This window comes from Veronia pacifica (assembly GCF_001707825.1).
GTDB lineage: Bacteria > Pseudomonadota > Gammaproteobacteria > Enterobacterales > Vibrionaceae > Veronia > Veronia pacifica.
In genome coordinates, this window is the sequence record NZ_LYBM01000010.1 from 22,067 (window position 1) to 40,869 (window position 18,803).

15 protein-coding genes, 1 other RNA gene and 1 pseudogene are annotated in these 18,803 nt (G+C 49.2%); all 17 read right to left on the reverse strand.

Translation table 11 applies throughout. The features are described 5' to 3' along the window. Positions 1-122 precede the first annotated feature (122 nt). The 17 genes and pseudogenes from lpxC to rsmI all read right to left on the reverse strand — a co-directional run bounded on the left by lpxC (position 123) and on the right by rsmI (position 18,765). Complete coding sequence (gene lpxC / locus A8L45_RS07320; protein ID WP_068900747.1) at positions 123-1,040, reverse strand: UDP-3-O-acyl-N-acetylglucosamine deacetylase; 918 nt, start codon at positions 1,038-1,040, stop codon at positions 123-125. 95 nt (positions 1,041-1,135) lie between these two features. Then, positions 1,136-2,311 (reverse strand): cell division protein FtsZ, encoded by a 1,176-nt coding sequence (gene ftsZ, locus A8L45_RS07325; protein WP_068900749.1) that lies wholly within the window; start codon positions 2,309-2,311, stop codon positions 1,136-1,138. 32 nt (positions 2,312-2,343) lie between these two features. Next, a complete protein-coding gene (ftsA, locus tag A8L45_RS07330; RefSeq protein WP_068900923.1) occupies positions 2,344-3,600 on the reverse strand; it encodes a cell division protein FtsA in 1,257 nt (418 codons plus the stop codon). A gap of 20 nt (positions 3,601-3,620) precedes the next feature. Beyond that, the gene (locus A8L45_RS07335) at positions 3,621-4,391 is read right to left on the reverse strand and encodes a cell division protein FtsQ/DivIB (RefSeq protein WP_068900751.1); all 771 of its coding nucleotides are present in this window, start codon (positions 4,389-4,391) and stop codon (positions 3,621-3,623) included. Positions 4,392-4,605: 214 nt separating this feature from the next. Next, the gene (murC, locus tag A8L45_RS07340) at positions 4,606-6,066 is read right to left on the reverse strand and encodes a UDP-N-acetylmuramate--L-alanine ligase (RefSeq protein ID WP_068900925.1); all 1,461 of its coding nucleotides are present in this window, start codon (positions 6,064-6,066) and stop codon (positions 4,606-4,608) included. 14 nt (positions 6,067-6,080) lie between these two features. Beyond that, entirely contained in the window at positions 6,081-7,157 is a 1,077-nt protein-coding gene (gene murG / locus A8L45_RS07345) for an undecaprenyldiphospho-muramoylpentapeptide beta-N-acetylglucosaminyltransferase (RefSeq protein ID WP_068900753.1), read from the reverse strand. Then, on the reverse strand, positions 7,129-8,337 hold the full coding sequence (gene ftsW, locus A8L45_RS07350) for a cell division protein FtsW (protein ID WP_175401936.1): 1,209 nt from the start codon (positions 8,335-8,337) through the stop codon (positions 7,129-7,131). The genes murG and ftsW overlap by 29 nt, the downstream gene beginning before the upstream one ends. Beyond that, entirely contained in the window at positions 8,337-9,671 is a 1,335-nt protein-coding gene (murD, locus tag A8L45_RS07355; protein WP_068900757.1) for a UDP-N-acetylmuramoyl-L-alanine--D-glutamate ligase, read from the reverse strand. Before murD ends, ftsW begins: the two co-directional genes overlap by 1 nt. Continuing rightward, on the reverse strand, positions 9,672-10,754 hold the full coding sequence (mraY, locus tag A8L45_RS07360; protein ID WP_068900759.1) for a phospho-N-acetylmuramoyl-pentapeptide-transferase: 1,083 nt from the start codon (positions 10,752-10,754) through the stop codon (positions 9,672-9,674). Beyond that, positions 10,751-12,106: a UDP-N-acetylmuramoyl-tripeptide--D-alanyl-D-alanine ligase gene (murF, locus tag A8L45_RS07365; protein WP_068900761.1), complete on the reverse strand. Its 1,356-nt coding sequence runs from the start codon at positions 12,104-12,106 to the stop codon at positions 10,751-10,753. Before murF ends, mraY begins: the two co-directional genes overlap by 4 nt. Then, positions 12,103-13,590: a UDP-N-acetylmuramoyl-L-alanyl-D-glutamate--2,6-diaminopimelate ligase gene (murE, locus tag A8L45_RS07370; RefSeq protein WP_068900763.1), complete on the reverse strand. Its 1,488-nt coding sequence runs from the start codon at positions 13,588-13,590 to the stop codon at positions 12,103-12,105. Before murE ends, murF begins: the two co-directional genes overlap by 4 nt. 13 nt (positions 13,591-13,603) lie before the next feature. After that, a complete protein-coding gene (gene ftsI / locus A8L45_RS07375) occupies positions 13,604-15,334 on the reverse strand; it encodes a peptidoglycan glycosyltransferase FtsI (protein WP_068900765.1) in 1,731 nt (576 codons plus the stop codon). Positions 15,335-15,342: 8 nt separating this feature from the next. Then, the gene (gene ftsL / locus A8L45_RS07380; protein WP_068900767.1) at positions 15,343-15,660 is read right to left on the reverse strand and encodes a cell division protein FtsL; all 318 of its coding nucleotides are present in this window, start codon (positions 15,658-15,660) and stop codon (positions 15,343-15,345) included. Further along, positions 15,661-16,613, reverse strand: a pseudogene (rsmH, locus tag A8L45_RS07385) (16S rRNA (cytosine(1402)-N(4))-methyltransferase RsmH). A gap of 12 nt (positions 16,614-16,625) precedes the next feature. Beyond that, a complete protein-coding gene (mraZ, locus tag A8L45_RS07390; protein ID WP_068900769.1) occupies positions 16,626-17,084 on the reverse strand; it encodes a division/cell wall cluster transcriptional repressor MraZ in 459 nt (152 codons plus the stop codon). A gap of 295 nt (positions 17,085-17,379) precedes the next feature. After that, positions 17,380-17,769: RNase P RNA component class A (rnpB, locus tag A8L45_RS07395), an RNA gene on the reverse strand. Positions 17,770-17,907: 138 nt separating this feature from the next. Next, positions 17,908-18,765 (reverse strand): 16S rRNA (cytidine(1402)-2'-O)-methyltransferase, encoded by an 858-nt coding sequence (gene rsmI, locus A8L45_RS07400; RefSeq protein WP_068900771.1) that lies wholly within the window; start codon positions 18,763-18,765, stop codon positions 17,908-17,910. Positions 18,766-18,803 lie beyond the last annotated feature (38 nt).

An 18,803-nucleotide genomic window follows, 5' to 3' on the forward strand; every position in this document is an offset into this window, starting at 1 on the left:
TAATCAGTCGCAATATCGTCACAGTTCATTTCAGTGACATGAGAATGGCAGCTGTCGAAGATGGAAAATCAAGCAGGCATAAAAAAACCGGCAGAGGCCGGTTTTTTTACTAGAAAGTGACGTTACGCCAAAACCACACCCGGTTCGGCAAAAGTAACTGGCACTTCTGCGTCTTGTTCAAAGGTGGTCCACTCCCATGCTTCCTGGTCAGCAAGCACCGCCCTCAGAAGCTTATTATTCAAAGCGTGGCCGGGTTTGTAAGCGCGCATTTCACCGATGATATTGTGACCACACATGTAAAGATCACCTATTGCATCGAGTACTTTGTGCTTCACCAGCTCATTGTCATAGCGCAAACCGTCTTCGTTCAATATACGGTAGTCATCCAAGCCAATTGCACAGTCCAGGCTTCCGCCAAGACAAAGGTTGCGAGACTGAAGATACTCGAAGTCGCGCATGAAACCGAACGTACGGGCACGACTTATGTCTTTAATAAACGACTGGGACGAAAAATCCAACACCAAATTCTGATGTTCTGCTTCAATCGCTGGGTGATTGAAATCAATAGCGAAGTCTAAACGGAACCCGTTGTACGGAACGAGTTCGGCCCACTTGTCGCCATCTTCGATGCGAACAGGTTTCTTAATGCTAATAAAACGCTTAGGAGCATTAAGGGTTTCAATACCTGCAGACTGAAGCAAAAATATAAATGGACTGGCACTGCCATCCATAATGGGTATTTCTGGTGCGTCGACCTCGACAATTACATTGTCAATGCCTACTCCCGCAAGCGCTGCATTTAAGTGCTCAACAGTTGAGATACGAACACCGTCGTCATTTACCAACGCCGTACATAGCATGGTATCGCGAACAGATTCAGGATCAGCAGGAAAATCCACAGGAGGCTCAATGTCCGTTCTGCGGTATATTACGCCAGTGTTTGCCGCCGCCGGGCGCAAAGTGAGCGTCACTTTACGGCCAGAATGAAGGCCGATTCCTGTCGTCTGAACAATAGTTTTTAATGTTCTTTGTCTTATCATCTGCAATACCAAAAAAAGTCAATGCGTTAGCTTACCGCACGCGAAAGCGCGCACAATGCTAACATGCAACCGGATGTAAACCAAGTTGCCGACTATTAATCTGCCTGTTTACGCAAAAATGCCGGGATATCCAGGTAATCCTGTTCAGCTTTTTGCTTTGGTACGACGTTTGCGTTATCACTCGCAACAGGTGTATCAATCGCTGTATGCGTCTTAGCCGCTTCCTGTTTTGGTTGTGGCTTTTTCTCTGCAGCAGCAGGTGCAGTGGTTGACTGCTTTTGGTTAGCATTAACCAGAGTGATATCCGGCTTGCGCTCTTGACCAATACCTGTTGCCACTACCGTAACGCGAAGTTCGTCGCTCATCTCAGGGTCCATTGACGAACCGATAACAACCGTTGCATTATCAGAAGCAAACGCTTTCACCGTGTTACCGACAGTCTCAAACTCATCAAGACGCATATCAAAGCCTGCTGTAATGTTCACTAGAACACCACGTGCACCTGCCAGATCTATGTCTTCAAGTAGAGGGCTTGAGATTGCCATTTCTGCTGCTTCTTCAGCGCGATCTTCGCCTGTCGCGACGCCACTGCCCATCATGGCATGGCCCATTTCAGACATAACGGTACGCACATCGGCAAAGTCGACGTTGATCAGGCCCGGACGCGTGATCAATTCAGCGATGCCCTGTACAGCATTACGCAACACATCATTCGCTTTCGCAAATGCGTCAAGCAGAGTAATTCCTCGGCCCAGTACTTTGAGAAGTTTCTCATTAGGGATAGTGATCAGAGAGTCCACGTGCTTGGACAACTCGTCAATACCCTGCTCAGCAAAGACCATGCGTTTCTTGCCTTCAAAGCTGAAAGGCTTGGTCACTACTGCAACAGTCAAGATACCGAGTTCTTTCGCTACCTCAGCGATGATTGGTGCAGCACCTGTACCAGTACCACCGCCCATGCCTGCCGCAATGAACACCATATCGGCACCATCAAGCTCGGCTTTAATGGCTTCGCGATCTTCTAGAGCAGACTCACGTCCGACCTGAGGATTCGCACCAGCACCAAGCCCTTTTGTGATGTCGCCACCAATCTGAATAACGTTGCTGATACTGGTTTTACGCAGTGCCTGTGCATCGGTATTCACAGTGATGAACTCCACACCCTCAATGGACTCACGCACCATATGTTCAACGGCGTTACCGCCGCCGCCACCTACACCAACGACCTTTATTACTGCATCGTTGGACATTTCCATCATCGGTTCAAACATGTGTTCTCTCCGTATTTCCTGTTCGCATCAGGTTAAAATTCTTTTTTTAACCAACCACCAAGCATACTGAACACACTCGAAACAGTACGTTTAGACTCGGGTTCGCTGGTTTCGTTCAATAGATTGTCTTTTCCGTAGTGGAGTAAGCCAACCGCCGTCGCACAATAGGGTGCTTCCACATAATCTGTCAGGCCGGTAACACTCTCTGGCTTACCGACCCGGACTTGATTCTGAAAGACACGCTCTGCGCATTCCACCAATCCTTGCATCTGTGCTGCGCCACCTGTGAGCACAATACCAGCCGCTAGATGGTGTTTTACGCCCTGACTTCTCAGGCGCTCCTGAACCCGGGTCAGCTCTTGCTGAACCAGCCCCAGTAATTCCGTACAGCGTGGCTCTATCACTTCAGACAATGTCTGTCGCTGCAGGCTGCGAGAAGGTCTGCCTCCGACACTGGGTACTTCTACCTTGGCGTCTTTGTTGACCATTTCGCTGACCGCACAACCGTACTTCACTTTAATCTTTTCGGCATCGCTCAACGGCGTGCCAAACGCATACGCAATGTCACTGGTGATCACATTGCCTGCGTAAGGTATGACTTCAGCGTGGCGTAACGCGCCACCTGTCCATACCGAGATATCCATGGTGCCACCGCCAATATCGACCACACAGACACCCAATTCTCGCTCATCTGCAGTGATAACAGCATGACTGGCCGCTAAACCGGAAAATACCAGTTGATCTACTTTCAGTCCGCAACGCTCTACCGCTTTTTCGATGTTCTTTGCGGTATCATTGTGGCAGGTGATCAAATGAACACTTGCCTCCATCCGAACACCAGACAAACCCAATGGATTCTTGATGCCTTCCTGATAGTCAATTTTGTATTCTTGTGGAATAACATGAAGAATGCGTTGCTCATCACTAATCTTCACAGACTTCGCAGTATGGATAACAGTATCAACATCTTCCTGCGTCACTTCTTCATCAGAGATAGAGCACATCCCCCTCTCCGTCTGGCAGTGAATATGCTTTCCTGATAAAGACAGATAGACGGAGCGTATTTGGTAGTCGCACATCAGCTCGGCATCATTAATTGCCTGTTCAACTGACCTGACAACAGACTCCAAATCATTCACCCCCCCCTTATCCATTCCCTGTGAGGGACTGTTTCCGACACCGAGTACATTAACTGTGCCATCAGGCAGGACTTCACTGACAACGACAGAGACTTTCGATGTCCCGATGTCCAGCCCTACTATCAGTGACCTATCTGGCACTTGTTTCATTACAGCTTTATCTCTTGTCATTATTTTTGATTCAATCGATCCCGGTTATCTTTCCATCCAACAGCAGCACCGGTGTCATAGCGCAAATCTACATAACTCAGCATGTGTCCAGACTGACGAATATCGGTGAGTAGCGTCACCAGTCTGCGTAATCTCTCTTCACGGTCACGCCTGCCCAGTTCAATCCGGACGCCATCCCGTGTCACTATCCGCCAGGATTGGCGCTCGTTAAGCGCCAATGCAGCAATATCTATTCCTTCGGGGGCAAGAATATTATTCATCTCCCGCCAAGCTGCAAGTACTTCTGGTCCTTTATCTTGAGGACCGTGCAAAGAAACCAGATTCCTGTCTTTCACATCACTGGGGTCAGCGGCAAATTGTGTACCATCGACATCCAGTAATTGACTTGAGTTCCAGATAGCCGCAACACCGTGTTCGGTAATATGTAACTTAATGATATCTGGCCACTGTTTACGGACAGTCACCCTATCAACCCAAGGGATAGCAGACACCACATCATGAATCGCATCCACGTCCTGAAGCATAAAACTGTTCAGTGCGCCACCAGCATTCACCGCCTGACGAACTTCATCTGCCGTCACATGGGACAACTCGCCATGAATAACCATTTTTGATAGTGGCAGCTGTTGCTCATCACTCATCCATCCAAGGATCCGGACGAGACCCCAGACAAGTAACACAACCACGGCAATCAGAAACAACAAACCTCCCCAGTCGGATTTACCGTTCTGAGGATGCTGGGCAATGTCTTCGGCGATCACACTCGTCATTACAGGACTCTTGTTGATTACTTGCCCGAAATCTACCTGACTCGCAATATGCAAAACTCGACGATTATAACGATGAGTTTGGCAGGTCTCCAATCATTGTTGGCACATATGTACTCATGCTGAGAACCCATCCGCGCAAATTGTAAGATCAAAGGGTGAAAATTAGACATAAACCTTGCTTTTCACCCTTAGCTTCCCGGCACTCTGCTCTCTGTTATGCCGACTCCATGGCCGATTTATCTAGTTTCATAGCAGCCAGTTTTTTAGCTACTTTCGTGATATCTCCCGCTCCCTGCGTCAATATCAAATCGCCTTCAGCCATCACTGCCGCAAGTGCCGCTGGCAGTGCGTTGGCATCAGGTACAAAAATAGGGTCAATTTTCCCCCGTCCGCGAATCGTACGACATAGACTTCTACCATCAGCACCAGCGATTGGTGCTTCCCCGGCAGAGTAGACATCCAACATCAACAGGACATCAACCTTCTCCAGCACATTGGCAAAGTCGTCGTAAAGATCCCGGGTGCGACTGTAGCGGTGTGGCTGAAAAATCATCACCAGCCGCTTATCTGGCCAGCCGTCACGGGCAGCCTTAACGGTTACGTCCACCTCAGTAGGGTGATGACCATAATCATCTACCAGCATCACTTCACCATCGCCAACGGGAAAAGCACCCTGATGGTCAAAGCGGCGTCCAGTCCCCTCAAAGCTCGCCAGTGCTCGTAGGATGGCCTGGTCATCAACACCATCTTCTGTTGCGACAGCAACTGCTGCTGCTGCGTTTAGGGCATTGTGGCGACCCGGAATATTGAGCTGAATATCTAGCGCAGGCCTGTCTTTACGGGTAATAGTAAACAAACCCGTCTGCCCTTGCTGTCGATAGTTGGTTAGACGAACATCCGCATCGTCAGCAAAGCCATACGTGATCACTTGACGTCCAATACTTGGTATCAGCTCACGGACAATAGGGTCATCGATACACAATACTGCCTGCCCATAAAACGGTAAATTATGCAGAAAATCGATAAAGGTCTGCTTCAATGTGTTGAAGTCACCGCCATAAGTATCCATATGGTCAGCTTCGATATTTGTGACTATGGCAACCATCGGCTGAAGGTGGAGGAAAGACGCATCACTCTCGTCTGCTTCCGCAATCAGGTAACGGCTGCACCCCAGACGGGCATTGGTACCAGCACTCTTCACCAGTCCACCATTGACGAAAGTCGGGTCGAGCCCCGCTTCCGAATAGATTTGTGTGGTTAACGCCGTTGTTGTTGTTTTGCCGTGGGTACCAGCAATGGCAATACCATGACGATATCGCATCAGCTCCGCCAGCATTTCAGCACGGCGAACAACAGGAATTCTGGCCGCTTTTGCTGCAGCAAGCTCTGGATTTTCTTTTTGTATTGCAGTTGAAATGACCACAACACTGGCACCCACAACATTGTCAGGCTGATGACCAATGAAAATATTTACACCCATAGCTGACAGGCGTTCTGTCACTGCACTGACGGCGAGATCTGAGCCAGACACCTCATATCCCTCATTGGCGAGTACTTCAGCGATACCACACATGCCCGCACCGCCAATACCAACAAAGTGAATCCGCTTCACCCGGCGCATTTCTGGCACCATGGTTCTGATTTTTTCTAATTGTGGATTATCAAATTTACCCATCACTTTGTTCTCTTTCATTTCGCGACTTGTTTGATGGCGTCAGCAACGCGCTGTCCGGCATCAATGATTGCATTACTTCTGGCTTTCTTTGCCATTGTTTTAAGCCTTTCCCTGTCGAGCTCAGACAAAGCCTGTGACAAGCTTTCAGCGCTGAGTTGTGGCTGCTCAATCATTATCGCTGCACCACTCTTGACGAGGTGGTCTGCATTGAGAGCCTGTTGCCTGTCTTTATGCTGGAATGGAACGAAAACAGCGCCCACCCCTGCAGCGGCAACCTCTGAGACAGTCAGCGCCCCTGAGCGGCAGATAATTAGATCTGCCCACGCATACGCATCGGCAACATTTTCGATGAACTCGGTCACTTGGTGGGTATTGACCCCTGCCTGTAAATAGCGCGATTCAGTATCCTCCAGATTTCCCTTTCCGGCTTGGTGACGCACCTCTACATCAGAGGAGAGCTTGGCAATGGCTTCTGGTACTGTCTGGTTTAGCACACGGGCTCCCTGACTACCTCCCATTACCAGAATTCTGAGCGGCCCTTCTCTGTCACCAAAACGGTCTTCAGGTTCCATCAATTCTGATAAGTCATCACGCACGGGATTTCCCACCACCTCCCGCTCAGGAAACGCGCCAGGAAAAGCCTGTAGTACCCGTGATGCAATCTTTGCCAGCCACTTATTTGTCAGACCTGCAACTGCATTCTGTTCATGCAGTACCACAGGTATTCCACTCAGCCAGGCTGCAACGCCACCCGGGCCACTAACATAGCCACCCATACCAAGCACAGCGTTAGGCCTCCAGTTGCGAATGTGCTGCCGAGCCTGAAAAATCGCATTCAGTATCATAAAAGGTGCCAGCAATTTGCTCTTAATACCGGAGCCACGGAGCCCCTTAACTCTTATGAAATCGATATCTATGCCATGTTTGGGTACCAAATCCGCTTCCATACGGTCAGCCGTCCCAAGCCAGCGAATTTCCCATCCCTGCTTTTTCAGTTCATTTGCCACGGCGAGTCCAGGAAAGACGTGCCCTCCGGTACCGCCCGCCATTACCAGCAGGCGCTTATTCTCTTTCTGATTCTCTTTCATCATTACTTCTGATTCTTTGATGAGCCTGCGACGTCTGCAGTCTGTATTCATAATCGACGCGAATAACCAATGCGACCGCTGTCGCCATAATAAACAGACTCGAGCCACCATAGCTGACTAATGGCAACGTCAACCCTTTGGTCGGTATCATACCTGATGCTGCACCTACGTTGACGAGAGCCTGAAACGCAATCCAAATTCCGATCCCTGATGCCAGAAAACCACCAAACATTTGCTCAGCTTCAAGGCACCGCCGCCCTATCATGAGTGCTTTAAATGCCAGAGCAAAAACCATTAACAGTAGGACACTGACACCAATAAGGCCTAATTCTTCTGCCAGCACAGCAACCACGAAATCAGTATGTGCTTCCGGGAGGTACTCCAATTTTTGAACTGAGTTACCCAAACCCTGTCCCCACCATCCGCCACGGCCAAAGGCCATAAGGGACTGTGTGAGTTGGTAGCCACTGCCAAACGGATCCTGCCAGGGATCGAGAAAAGACGTTACCCGCCTCAGACGATAAGGTTCAGCAATAATCAAAACGGCAATAGAGGCAAGGCCGCCGGCCATCAGAGAAACAAACTGCCAGAGCTTGGCGCCGGCAATAAACAACATGCCAATAGTGGTAACAAACATCACAATGACTGAGCCGAGATCGGGCTGAGTCAGCAACAGCACAGCCAGAAGAATCAACACCCCGAGCGGCTTAATAAAGCCTCGGATTTTCTCCTGCACCTCACCATGCCGTCGCACTAAATAACCTGAGATGAACAACAGTAATGAGAGTTTGGCACCCTCGGCAGGCTGTAGGTTGAAGAAGCCCAGCGGAATCCAACGGGCCGCGCCATTCACCGAGTGCCCGACAAACATCACCACAACCAGCAGACATATGGACAGCAACAACGAAGGCACACTGAGCTGCTCCCACTTCGACAGTGGAATGGTCATCGCAATGCAGGCTAAAAGCGTTGCGCCCAGAAGATAAACTGCCTGTCGGGTTGCGAAGTAAAAAGGCATATCAACAAGGCGCACAGCGACAGGTATCGATGCTGAACTGACCATTATCAGGCCAAAAAGCATTAACCCCAATGCCAGCCATACTAACTGTCTGTCATAAAGCACAGGCTGAGAAGGTTCAGTAAACCAGCTTGCCACCGGATTATATTTCAGCCTGCTAATCATCATAACGATACCTTTCTGCCGTCATTGAGCGCCTTTGCCACACAGCAGAAAGTGTCACCACGCTCCATGAAGTTTGCAAACTGATCAAGGCTGGCACATGCCGGTGACAGTAAGACCATATCACCCTGCACTGTTCGGGCATAAGCCTCGGACATCGCCTCATCCATGGTTACAGTAGTAATTGCATCATCGGATAGTTCAGCTAGCACAGTCCCATCTTTCCCGAAGCAATAGATTTGCGCATTCAAGGCGTTCAATGCTGGTTGTAAAGCAGAAAAATCAGCACCTTTACCGTCGCCGCCAAGAAGGAGGTGTAATCGGCCATTCAATGTCAAACCGTCAAGGGCAGCAAGCGTGCTCGCCAGATTGGTTGCTTTCGAGTCGTTAACCCAAAGCACACCATTTGCATTAAGCACTGTCTGGCATCGATGTGGTAGACCGCCATATTCTTTGATTGCTGAATACTGAGCCTGACGGGATATATTTGCAGCATCTGCGAGTGCCATCGCGGCGAGACAGTTTGCTACGTTATGACGACCAACAAGTGCAATATCTGACACTGCTAGCAAAGGTTTCTCATCAACACTTAACCATTCACCTTGTTCGGAAGACGTCAGTGAATACTTACCATGAGAAAAACCAAATGTAGCCTCGTCTGCTGAATTAACCGGCTGAGTCTGAGCATCATCATTGTTCCAAACGGCAAGACGACACTGATCAAAGATCCGTAATTTTGCCGCTTTATAGTCCTCCATACCCTCATATCGGTCCATATGATCCTCAGACAGATTAAGGAAAGCCGCAGCAGTCAAGTCGAGTGATGACGTCGTCTCAAGCTGAAAACTCGATAATTCTAAAATGTACAGTTCATGGTTATCGGCCAGCATGTCGAGCGCTGCATGGCCAATATTACCGCCGACACCGACATCAATACCGTCATGCTTTGCCATCTCGCCGACCAGACTGGTCACCGTACTTTTACCATTTGAGCCAGTAATGCCAATAACAGGCGCTGTCACTGAACGGGCAAAGAGTTCAATATCCCCAATAATCTCGATACCCTGTGCCGCTGCGCGTTGTAATTCTGGGGATGCCAATGCAATACCCGGGCTTGAAACAATCAAATCGGCGGAATGTAACCAATCGCTATTCCAGCCGCCTGAATGAAGCGCAACATCATCGGGTAACTGGTCGACACCCGGAGGATTTTGACGGGTATCAATCACTTTTATACAACTCACTTCATCAAGCCGTTGAAGGTGCCTGACGACGGAAAGCCCGGTCATACCGAGCCCAATCACAACAACTTGTTTTGTTGCTAAACCGTCTTTCATTTATCGAACCTTCAACGTCGCCAGCGCAACCAGTACCAGAATCAGAGATATAATCCAAAACCGGACTATCACTCTTGGTTCAGGCCAGCCTTTTAACTCGTAGTGATGATGAATAGGGGCCATACGGAAGATACGCTGACCACGAAGTTTATAAGAACCAACCTGCAAAATCACCGACAGCGTTTCCATGACAAACACACCGCCCATGATCACCAGTAACAATTCTTCACGCACCAACACCGCAATAGTGCCCAATGCACCACCCAGCGCCAGTGAACCCACATCACCCATGAAAACCTGTGCAGGATACGTGTTAAACCACAGAAAGCCGAGGCCAGCACCGACAATCGCGGTACACACTACCACCAGCTCACTGGCATGCTTGAGATAAGGGATATGAAGATATTCGGCAAAATTGACATTGCCAGTCGCCCAAGCGATGAAGGCAAACCCGCCTGCGACCATTACAGTTGGCATAATGGCAAGACCATCAAGGCCGTCGGTCAAATTAACGGCATTACTGGTACCCACAATCACAAAATATGTCAGCAAAATGTAGAACAAACCTAGCTGAGGCATTACATCTTTGAAAAATGGCACCACCAGTTGCGTTGCGGCCGTGTCCTTACCATGAGCATAGAGGGCAAACGCGACCACAAGTGCAATGGCTGACTGCCAGAAGTATTTCCAGCGAGCAATCAGGCCATCGCTGTTTTTACGGACAACTTTTCGATAATCATCAACGAAGCCTACGGCACCATAACCCAGTAATACTGTCATCACAGCCCAAACATAAGGGTTGGACAAATCAGACCAAAGCAGCACTGTGATAGTAATGGCAGCGAGGATCATGATCCCGCCCATCGTCGGTGTTCCGCGTTTACTGAAATGTGACTCAGGACCGTCATTACGGACAACCTGACCAATTTGCATCATTTGTAAACGCGCAATAAGTCGTGGCCCCATCCAGAGGGAAAGCAGCAGTGCTGTCAGCGCACTGACAATTGCACGAAACGTCAGGTAATCAAAGAGACGCAAAAAAGAGAGATACTGCTCGAACATCTGAGATAACCAGACAATCATTGCGCCGCCTCCTCTATCGCTTTTACAACCTCGGACATTTTCATTCCATTGGCACCTTTTACCAACACAGATACCTCGCCTTTATTTTTCATTAATTCCACTACATGCGCGATAAGCGCACCTTTATCGTCAAAATGCTTACCCTGACAACGTTCGCTAATCACTGCGCTCTCTGGTCCGTATGTCACTACTGTCTGGATAGAGGACTGACAGGTGTATTCTGCAACTTGTTTATGAACATCTTTGCTGTGTTCACCCATTTCAGCCATATCGGCAAGAATAATCACCTTGTCACCGTCAAAGCCCGCGAGCATATCTACAGCAGCTTTCATAGCCGCAAGGCTGGCGTTATAGCTATCATCAATCAGTCGCAAGCCAGCGCGGGGATAACTTATTGCTCCGCGTCCCTTTACCGGAGCTACCTGACTCAACCCGGTTACCACCTCTTTCAGACTTATACCCAGGCTCATAGCAGCGGCTGCAGCCATAAGCGCATTAGAAATATTGTGTCGACCGGGTAATGTCAGCTCAACAGTGCCAGAGCCCTCAGGGGTAATAAGCTCGAAACGGAAACATCCATTGTCGCGCGCAACAATATCATGGGCCTGCAGATCTGCGGATGAGTCAATGACTGAGGTTGTGAGCAAGCACTTACCTTTGAAGTAACTTTGCCAAGATTCTCCCCCGTGACTATCACAGTTAATAATCGCTGTATCATTTTCGGACAGGCCAGAAAAAATCTCACCCTTAGCGCGTGCGACGCCTTCAAGAGAGCCAAAACCTTCCAGATGTGCTGCGGCAAGATTTGTTACTAATGCAATATCTGGCATAACCAGTGAGGTAGTATATGCAATTTCGCCTTCATGGTTTGCCCCGAGCTCCATAACTGCATACTGATGGTCTGCTTCCAATCTCAGTAAAGTAAGAGGGACACCGATGTCGTTGTTAAAATTACCTTCGGTGTAAAGCGTTTTTCCTTTCGCTGAGAGAATACTGGCGAGCATCTCTTTTACTGTGGTTTTTCCGCAACTCCCAGTCAGGGCAACAGTTTTTGCACGGCTTTGGGATTTGACCCACGCACCAAGCTGCCCGAGGGCAAGGCGGGTATCGTCGACAACTAACTGAGGGATATCGATATCAAGGTGACGGGAAACGAGAAGCGCCGTTGCGCCTGCAGCCACTGCCTTGTCTGCAAAATCATGAGCATCGAACCTTTCTCCTTTGAGAGCGACAAAAAGTGCCTCTTCAGACAAAGTTCGGGTATCTGTCGATACCTGGCTAATGATACTGTCAGTTCCAGACAGATTTGCATCGAGAATATCGGCCAGCTTACTGAGTTTGACAGGAATCATTGGCCAGCCTCCAGTAAAGCCTGAGCCGTTTCCCGGTCAGAATAATGAATCTTGCCGGAGGCTAACACCTGATAGTCTTCGTGCCCCTTTCCTGCTACCAAAATGACGTCATCAGGACCAGCCTTCTCAAAAGCAAATGTCATCGCTTCTCGTCTGTCATGCAGAACGTTGGCGTTATCTGGTGCAGTCATCCCTGACAACATATCGTTAATGATTTGAACTGGAGATTCAGAGCGTGGGTTGTCATCTGTCAGAATAACGTGATCGGCCATCTGCTCGGCAATTTCTGCCATCATCGGGCGCTTACCCGTGTCACGATCTCCGCCGCAACCGCAGATACACCACAATTGCCCCTTGGTGTGACGACGAGAAGCATCAAGGGCTTTTTCCAGTGCATCAGGCGTATGTGCATAATCAACGACGATAAGAGGTAATTTTTCACGGCTAAAGACCTCCATCCGACCGCATACTGCAACAAGTTTGCCCGCCGCTATAAGTAAATCATCAAGCGGGTAACCCATCCCAAGAAGAGTCGCCAAACTCAGCAGTAAGTTTGAGACATTAAAAGGCCCCACAAGTGCAGCGTTAAATTTACCCGCTCCCCATTCTGAGTCGAACGCAACTTCGACACCATGAGGGCTGTACTGAGCATCCGTTAGCCAAAGCTTTTTTCCCTGATGCTGACTGACCGCTGCCTGACTATTACCAACTGCAATGGCCTCCGGCATATTTTTCAGCCACTGTTGCCCAACACTGTCATCCGCATTAATCACCGAGACCGGACAACCATAATGAGTGAAAAGCATTAACTTAGCTTCTGCATAGGCTTCCATGGTGCCGTGATACTCGAGATGATCCCGGCTTAAATTGGTAAAGACTGCCGCATCAAAATTAACAGCAGATACTCGCCCCTGTACTAAGCCATGCGAAGACACCTCCATAGCAACATGGGTAGCTTGCTGTTGATGAAAATCTGCCAAGTTTTTCTGAATGTCTAGCGCACTGCCAGTCGTGTTGGCGGCGGGTTTCAACGCATCCAGAAAGCCATTGCCCGCAGTACCCATCACAGCGCTCTTTTTACCCAGAAGGTTGAGCCATTGTGAAAGAAGCTGGCTGATGGTTGTTTTACCATTGGTTCCTGTTATGCCGACAACCCTGAGACGTGAACTGGGAGACTGATAAAAACGGGCTGCAATCTCAGAGAGACAAGATTTAAGATAAGGAAGAGTGATAACGGGAATACCGCTGTCGAATGCGCTGCTGGTATTGTCACCAGACTCACCGCCATCAGCAATCACGGCACACGCACCGGCTTTTATGGCATCGGCGATAAAACGTCGTCCATCCACGACATGGCCTTGAATGGCGATAAACACATCACCCGGCTTGAGCTCGCGATGATCGAGCGTTATCCCGGAAATGCTGACATCCGGTGCATCCGGATACCAAGGTGACAGTAATTCTTTAAAACTTGTATTCGGCATCAGCTTGCCTGTTCTACTTATCCATAATATGTGCCGTTTGCAAAGATGCATCCGGAGCAACGTTTAAAATTTGAAGCGCACTTTTCATCACTTCAGAAAATACTGGAGCAGCAACCTGACCACCGTAATATTTATCACCCTGTGGCTCATTGATGACGACCACCAGCGCAACTCTTGGGTGACTTATAGGGGCGATACCTGCGGTATACCCAATATATTCGTCGCTGTAGCCCCCAGACACCGCCACTTTTGCGGTTCCGGTTTTGGCACCAACACGATAACCATCAACTGCGGCCCGGTGAGCACTGCCTCCCTTTTCGGTAACGGATTCCAGCATATCCAATACCATCAATGCATTTTTCCGGGAAACCACTTGTTTACCCGGTACGACATCTTTCGTTTTGATAATAGATAAAGGCCGGTTAACCCCACCGCTTCCCAATGTGGAATAAGCCCTGACCAACTGAGCAGGTGTAATGGACAGCCCGTAACCAAAAGAGAGAGTTGCCCTTTCAAAATCAGACCAACGAGTGCGGGAAGGAAAAAGACCAGAAGACTCGCCAACCAAGTTAACGCCCGAGAAATCACCCAGACCAAAACTGCTATAGAGACCCAGTAACGCTTCTACTGGCATAGCAAGAGAAAGCTTACTAACTCCTATATTACTGGATTTCTTCAGGATCTTACGCAGTGTGGCTTTACCTACTTTTGACGTATCCCTGACTCTGGCACCACCAATTTGCATGATGCCTGTTGTGCCTGTGTTGATCACCGTGCTGCTGTCAGCGATACCATTTTCAAGCGCCGCAAGCACAACAAAAGGCTTAACGGTTGAGCCCGGTTCAAACACGTCAGTGATTGCCCGGTTTCTCATTTTGAAACTTTTTAGATCTTCACGGTTGTTGGGGTTGTAGGAGGGCGCATTGACCATAGCCAATACTTCACCGGTATTTACATCCACCATCACCAGACTGCCAGAACGCGCTCTATAATCCGCAACGGCCTGTTTGATTGCCCGGTATGATATAGCTTGCAGCCGCTGGTCAATACTCAGTTGAAGCGCATTGCCGTCCTGGCCTTCTTTGACTGCAATCGTTTCAACGACACGACCAAATCTGTCTTTCCTGACGGTTTTCTTACCCGGCTCGCTGCTCAGCCAATCGTCATAACCACTTTCAACGCCTTCCAAGCCATGACCGTCAATGCCCGTCACCCCGACCAAATGCGCACTCACCTCTCCCGTTGGATAAAAACGGCGAGATTCCATCTTCATTCCAATACCAGGTAGTTTTAGCTTTTTGATGTAAGCAGAGACAGCAGGGCCAACCTGACGTTGAAGATAAATGAAACGGCGTTTTTGATTGTCTGAAAGACGTTTAAGAAGCGTATTACGGTCAATCTCAAGTACGTCAGCCAAAGCGTGCCAGCGGGGCGTATCAGCAAGTCCACCCTGTTTGAATATTTGATAAGGATCCGCCCATACCGCCTGTACAGGTACACTGACTGCCAACGACTCTCCATGCCTGTCAGTGATCATTCCGCGGGCTGAGGGCAAAGCCTTAACCCGAACTGATCTCATATCTCCTTCCTGACGCAGAAAGTCGGGCTCAACGACCTGAATATAAGCAGCTCTTGCAATCAGCCCAACAAGCGCAGTGGCAATACAGGCACACACAAACACAAAGCGCCAGCGTATGAAAACCGGCACTTTCTTTTGATGTTTTCTGGGGCCTGCAGGCGACATGTTCTTTTTCAATGCTTACTCACCACCACTTCACTGCCAGAGCCCGGACGAACCATTTCCAGCTCACTACGCGCCTTCGACTCGACACGGCTGTGTTCTGATAAGGCATGCTCTTCCAGAATCAGGTTTCTCCACTCCACCTCAAGCCGCTCTTGCTCAACCAACAGATTGTCATGTTGCGCAATCGTCGCCCGGGTCATCTGCGTGACATACACAACAGCAAAGGCAGACATCAATACCAGAGCCAGCAGGATCAGAGGATATTTTCCTACCGACCCCAAGTCATAAGCTATCTGACGAACCAGCCCTGGCGATGATGTTGTCATTTAGTTACCCAGTTTCTCCGCCACCCTCAGCACTGAACTTCGGGAGCGAGTATTATCTGCAACTTCGTTATCTGACGGTTTTAGTGCTTTGCCCACTGGTTTCATACTCGCTGTGCCCATTGCTTTTATTTGGTCTTCAGTGAGCGGAACACCATGGGGAATGTCTGGGCCTTTACTCTGCTTGCGAATAAAGCGCTTCACCAGTCGATCTTCCAAAGAGTGGAAGCTAATCACAGACAAACGGCCGCCTGGAGCAAGAATGTCACTTGCCCCCTGCAACGCGGTTTCGATTTCTTCCAGCTCGCTGTTTATATAAATGCGAATAGCCTGAAAGCTGCGGGTTGCCGGGTGCTTCTTTTTTTCTTTGATTGGCGATGCGGCGGCAATTAGGTTAGCCAATTGCAAAGTTCGGGTGAGAGGCTCTTTTTCTTCATCTTCGCGATGCGCAACGATGGCGCGGGCAATACGCTTGGCGAAACGCTCTTCACCAAACACTTTTAAGACCCAAGCAATATCGTCGGCATCGGCAGTTTGGAGCCATTCAGCTGCACTGATTCCGCTGGTTGGATCCATTCGCATGTCCAAAGGACCATCGCGCAGAAAGCTGAACCCACGTTCTGGATCATCCAGCTGCGGGGACGACACGCCAAGGTCAAGTAAGACACCGTCAATTTTTCCAGCCAGCTCAAACTCGTCGGCATACTGCGCGAGTCCGGAAAAAGGGCCGTGAATAATGGTGAACCTATCATCGTTGATGGTTTTGGCCGTTTCAATGGCTTGGGGATCACGGTCAATACTATAGAGTCGTCCATTCTCCCCGAGACGGGCGAGTATTTGGCGGCTGTGGCCACCGCGACCAAATGTACCATGACGTAAATACCGTCGGGTTTAATCGCAAGACCATCAATCGATTCGTTCAGAAGAACGGAAACGTGAGAAAACTGTTCTGACATAATACGGTTCACCTATAGCGACAAGTCGCTGAGACGGTCATTTAATGAGTCCGTCGCTTGGGTCTGAAGTTGAATATCCTGATCAATCTGTTGCTGCCATTTTTCCTGTTGCCAAATCTCAAATTTATTGAGCTGTCCGACCAACATAGCTTTTGTGTCAAGCCGAGCGTAATCACGTAATGTTGGCGCTAACAGAAAGCGCCCCTGACTATCCATTTCACACTCAAAAGCATGTCCCAAAAGCAGTCGTTGCAAACGTCTCTCAACAGGATTCAAACTAGATAGCCGGGATAGCTTGGCCTCTATCCGTTCCCACTCTGGCAACGGATAAAGCAGCAGGCAGGGTAACTGGTGGTCGATGGTACAAACAAAAACGCCATCGCACTGATCCGCAAGCTCTTCGCGGTATCTTTTCGGCAATGACATACGGCCTTTTGAATCAAGTGAAATGGCGGTAACACCCCTCAACATATCACTTGTATCCCTCTTCCACCAAATTTACCCACTTTATTCCACTTCTCTCCACCCTCAAAGTGTATGTATCAGGTAAAAAGAAAGTCAAGCAAGCATCAATTGACCATCGCAACAAGTGGCAATATGTCTAGCTAATATCAAGGAGATATTGCCCAATATATTTGCCAAATGTTCCAGGATAAGAAAACTAACTGGGCCATGCGGTTGTTATTTCAACATATTGCATCGAATAACTTCGCCCGACCACAAAGAAAGAAGGCGAGCTAAAAATTAGCTCGCCTTCTCTCGATATGTGTTGAGTCGGCCTGTAAGCCGGGTTCTGTACCGTTTAAAAAACGGTGGTAGCCATTCGTCTAGGCCTGCAATCGCTCGCAGGCTCAAGCAACCTACCCGTCCCCAACGCGGACCACGCCAATAGGGACCTATTTGGTCTTGCTCCGGGTGGAGTTTACCATGCCACGAACTGTTGCCAGTCGCGCGGTGCGCTCTTACCGCACCCTTTCACCCTTACCTGTTCTATCCCAAAGAGACAGCCATCGGCGGTTTACTCTCTGCTGCACTGGTCGTGGGCTTTCGCCCCCCAGGCGTTACCTGGCACCCTGTCCTGTGGAGCCCGGACTTTCCTCCCCTTTGTCAGTCTCCCAAAGGACATCAACAAAGCAGCGACTACCCGGCCAACTCAGGCGGCGGATTATATAGAAGTTACCAGATGAGATCCAGCACGACTTTCCCTGAAACAAAACTACAAAGAAATTGAGTTTGACCATACCGAAGATAATGAGGCTAAACTCTCCGGACAGATATGAACGAAAGGGAGTTTTTACAGGTTTTCCAGACCCCACTTATAGAGCGCATTCTTTTTAACCTGATACAACTCGGCGGTCAGTGCAGCGGCTTTTTTTAACGGAAGCTCGGCGGCCAATAAAGACAGTGCGCGGGTAGACTCAGGCGGTAAATCAGACTTTTCCGCTCTGTGTCCCGCAACAAGAAGCACCATTTCCCCCCGAATGCGGTTGGTATCCTCTTCCAGCCAAGGGATCAATTCACCGAGCGGTGCACCATGAATCGTTTCATATGTTTTAGTCAGCTCACGCGCGAGTACGACTTTTCGGTCGTCTCCCAAAACATGCTTCATATCAGCTAATGCATCCAGGATCCGGTGAGGTGACTCATAGAAGATCATGGTACGAGGATCTGACGCAAGTTCAGTAAATTTATCCTGACGTCCCTTACTTTTCGGTGGCAAAAACCCCTCAAAACTAAAGCGATCGGAGGGAAGTCCTGATGCACTCAACGCAGTGATAATGGCACATGCTCCCGGTAAAGGAACAACACGAACACCAGCGGCACGACAACGATGAACAAGGTGATAACCCGGGTCTGATATAAGGGGCGTACCTGCATCTGAGACCAGAGCAATAGACTCCCCACCTTGTAAGCGCTGGATCAGAGTGTCCGCTTTTTGTTGTTCATTGTGATCATGTAAAGCGTAAGTGCGCGTTGCAATACCAAAGTGCGATAACAGCTTTCCAGTATGGCGGGTATCCTCCGCAGCAATCAGATCGACATGAGACAGAACAGAGAGTGCGCGCTGGGAAATATCACCGAGATTACCAATCGGTGTAGGCACTATATATAAAGTTGAGACGTCAACCACGGTCGAAGTTTGATCAGTCATTTGTTTCGGAACCTTTGGGCGATTAAGATAGAGGGTAA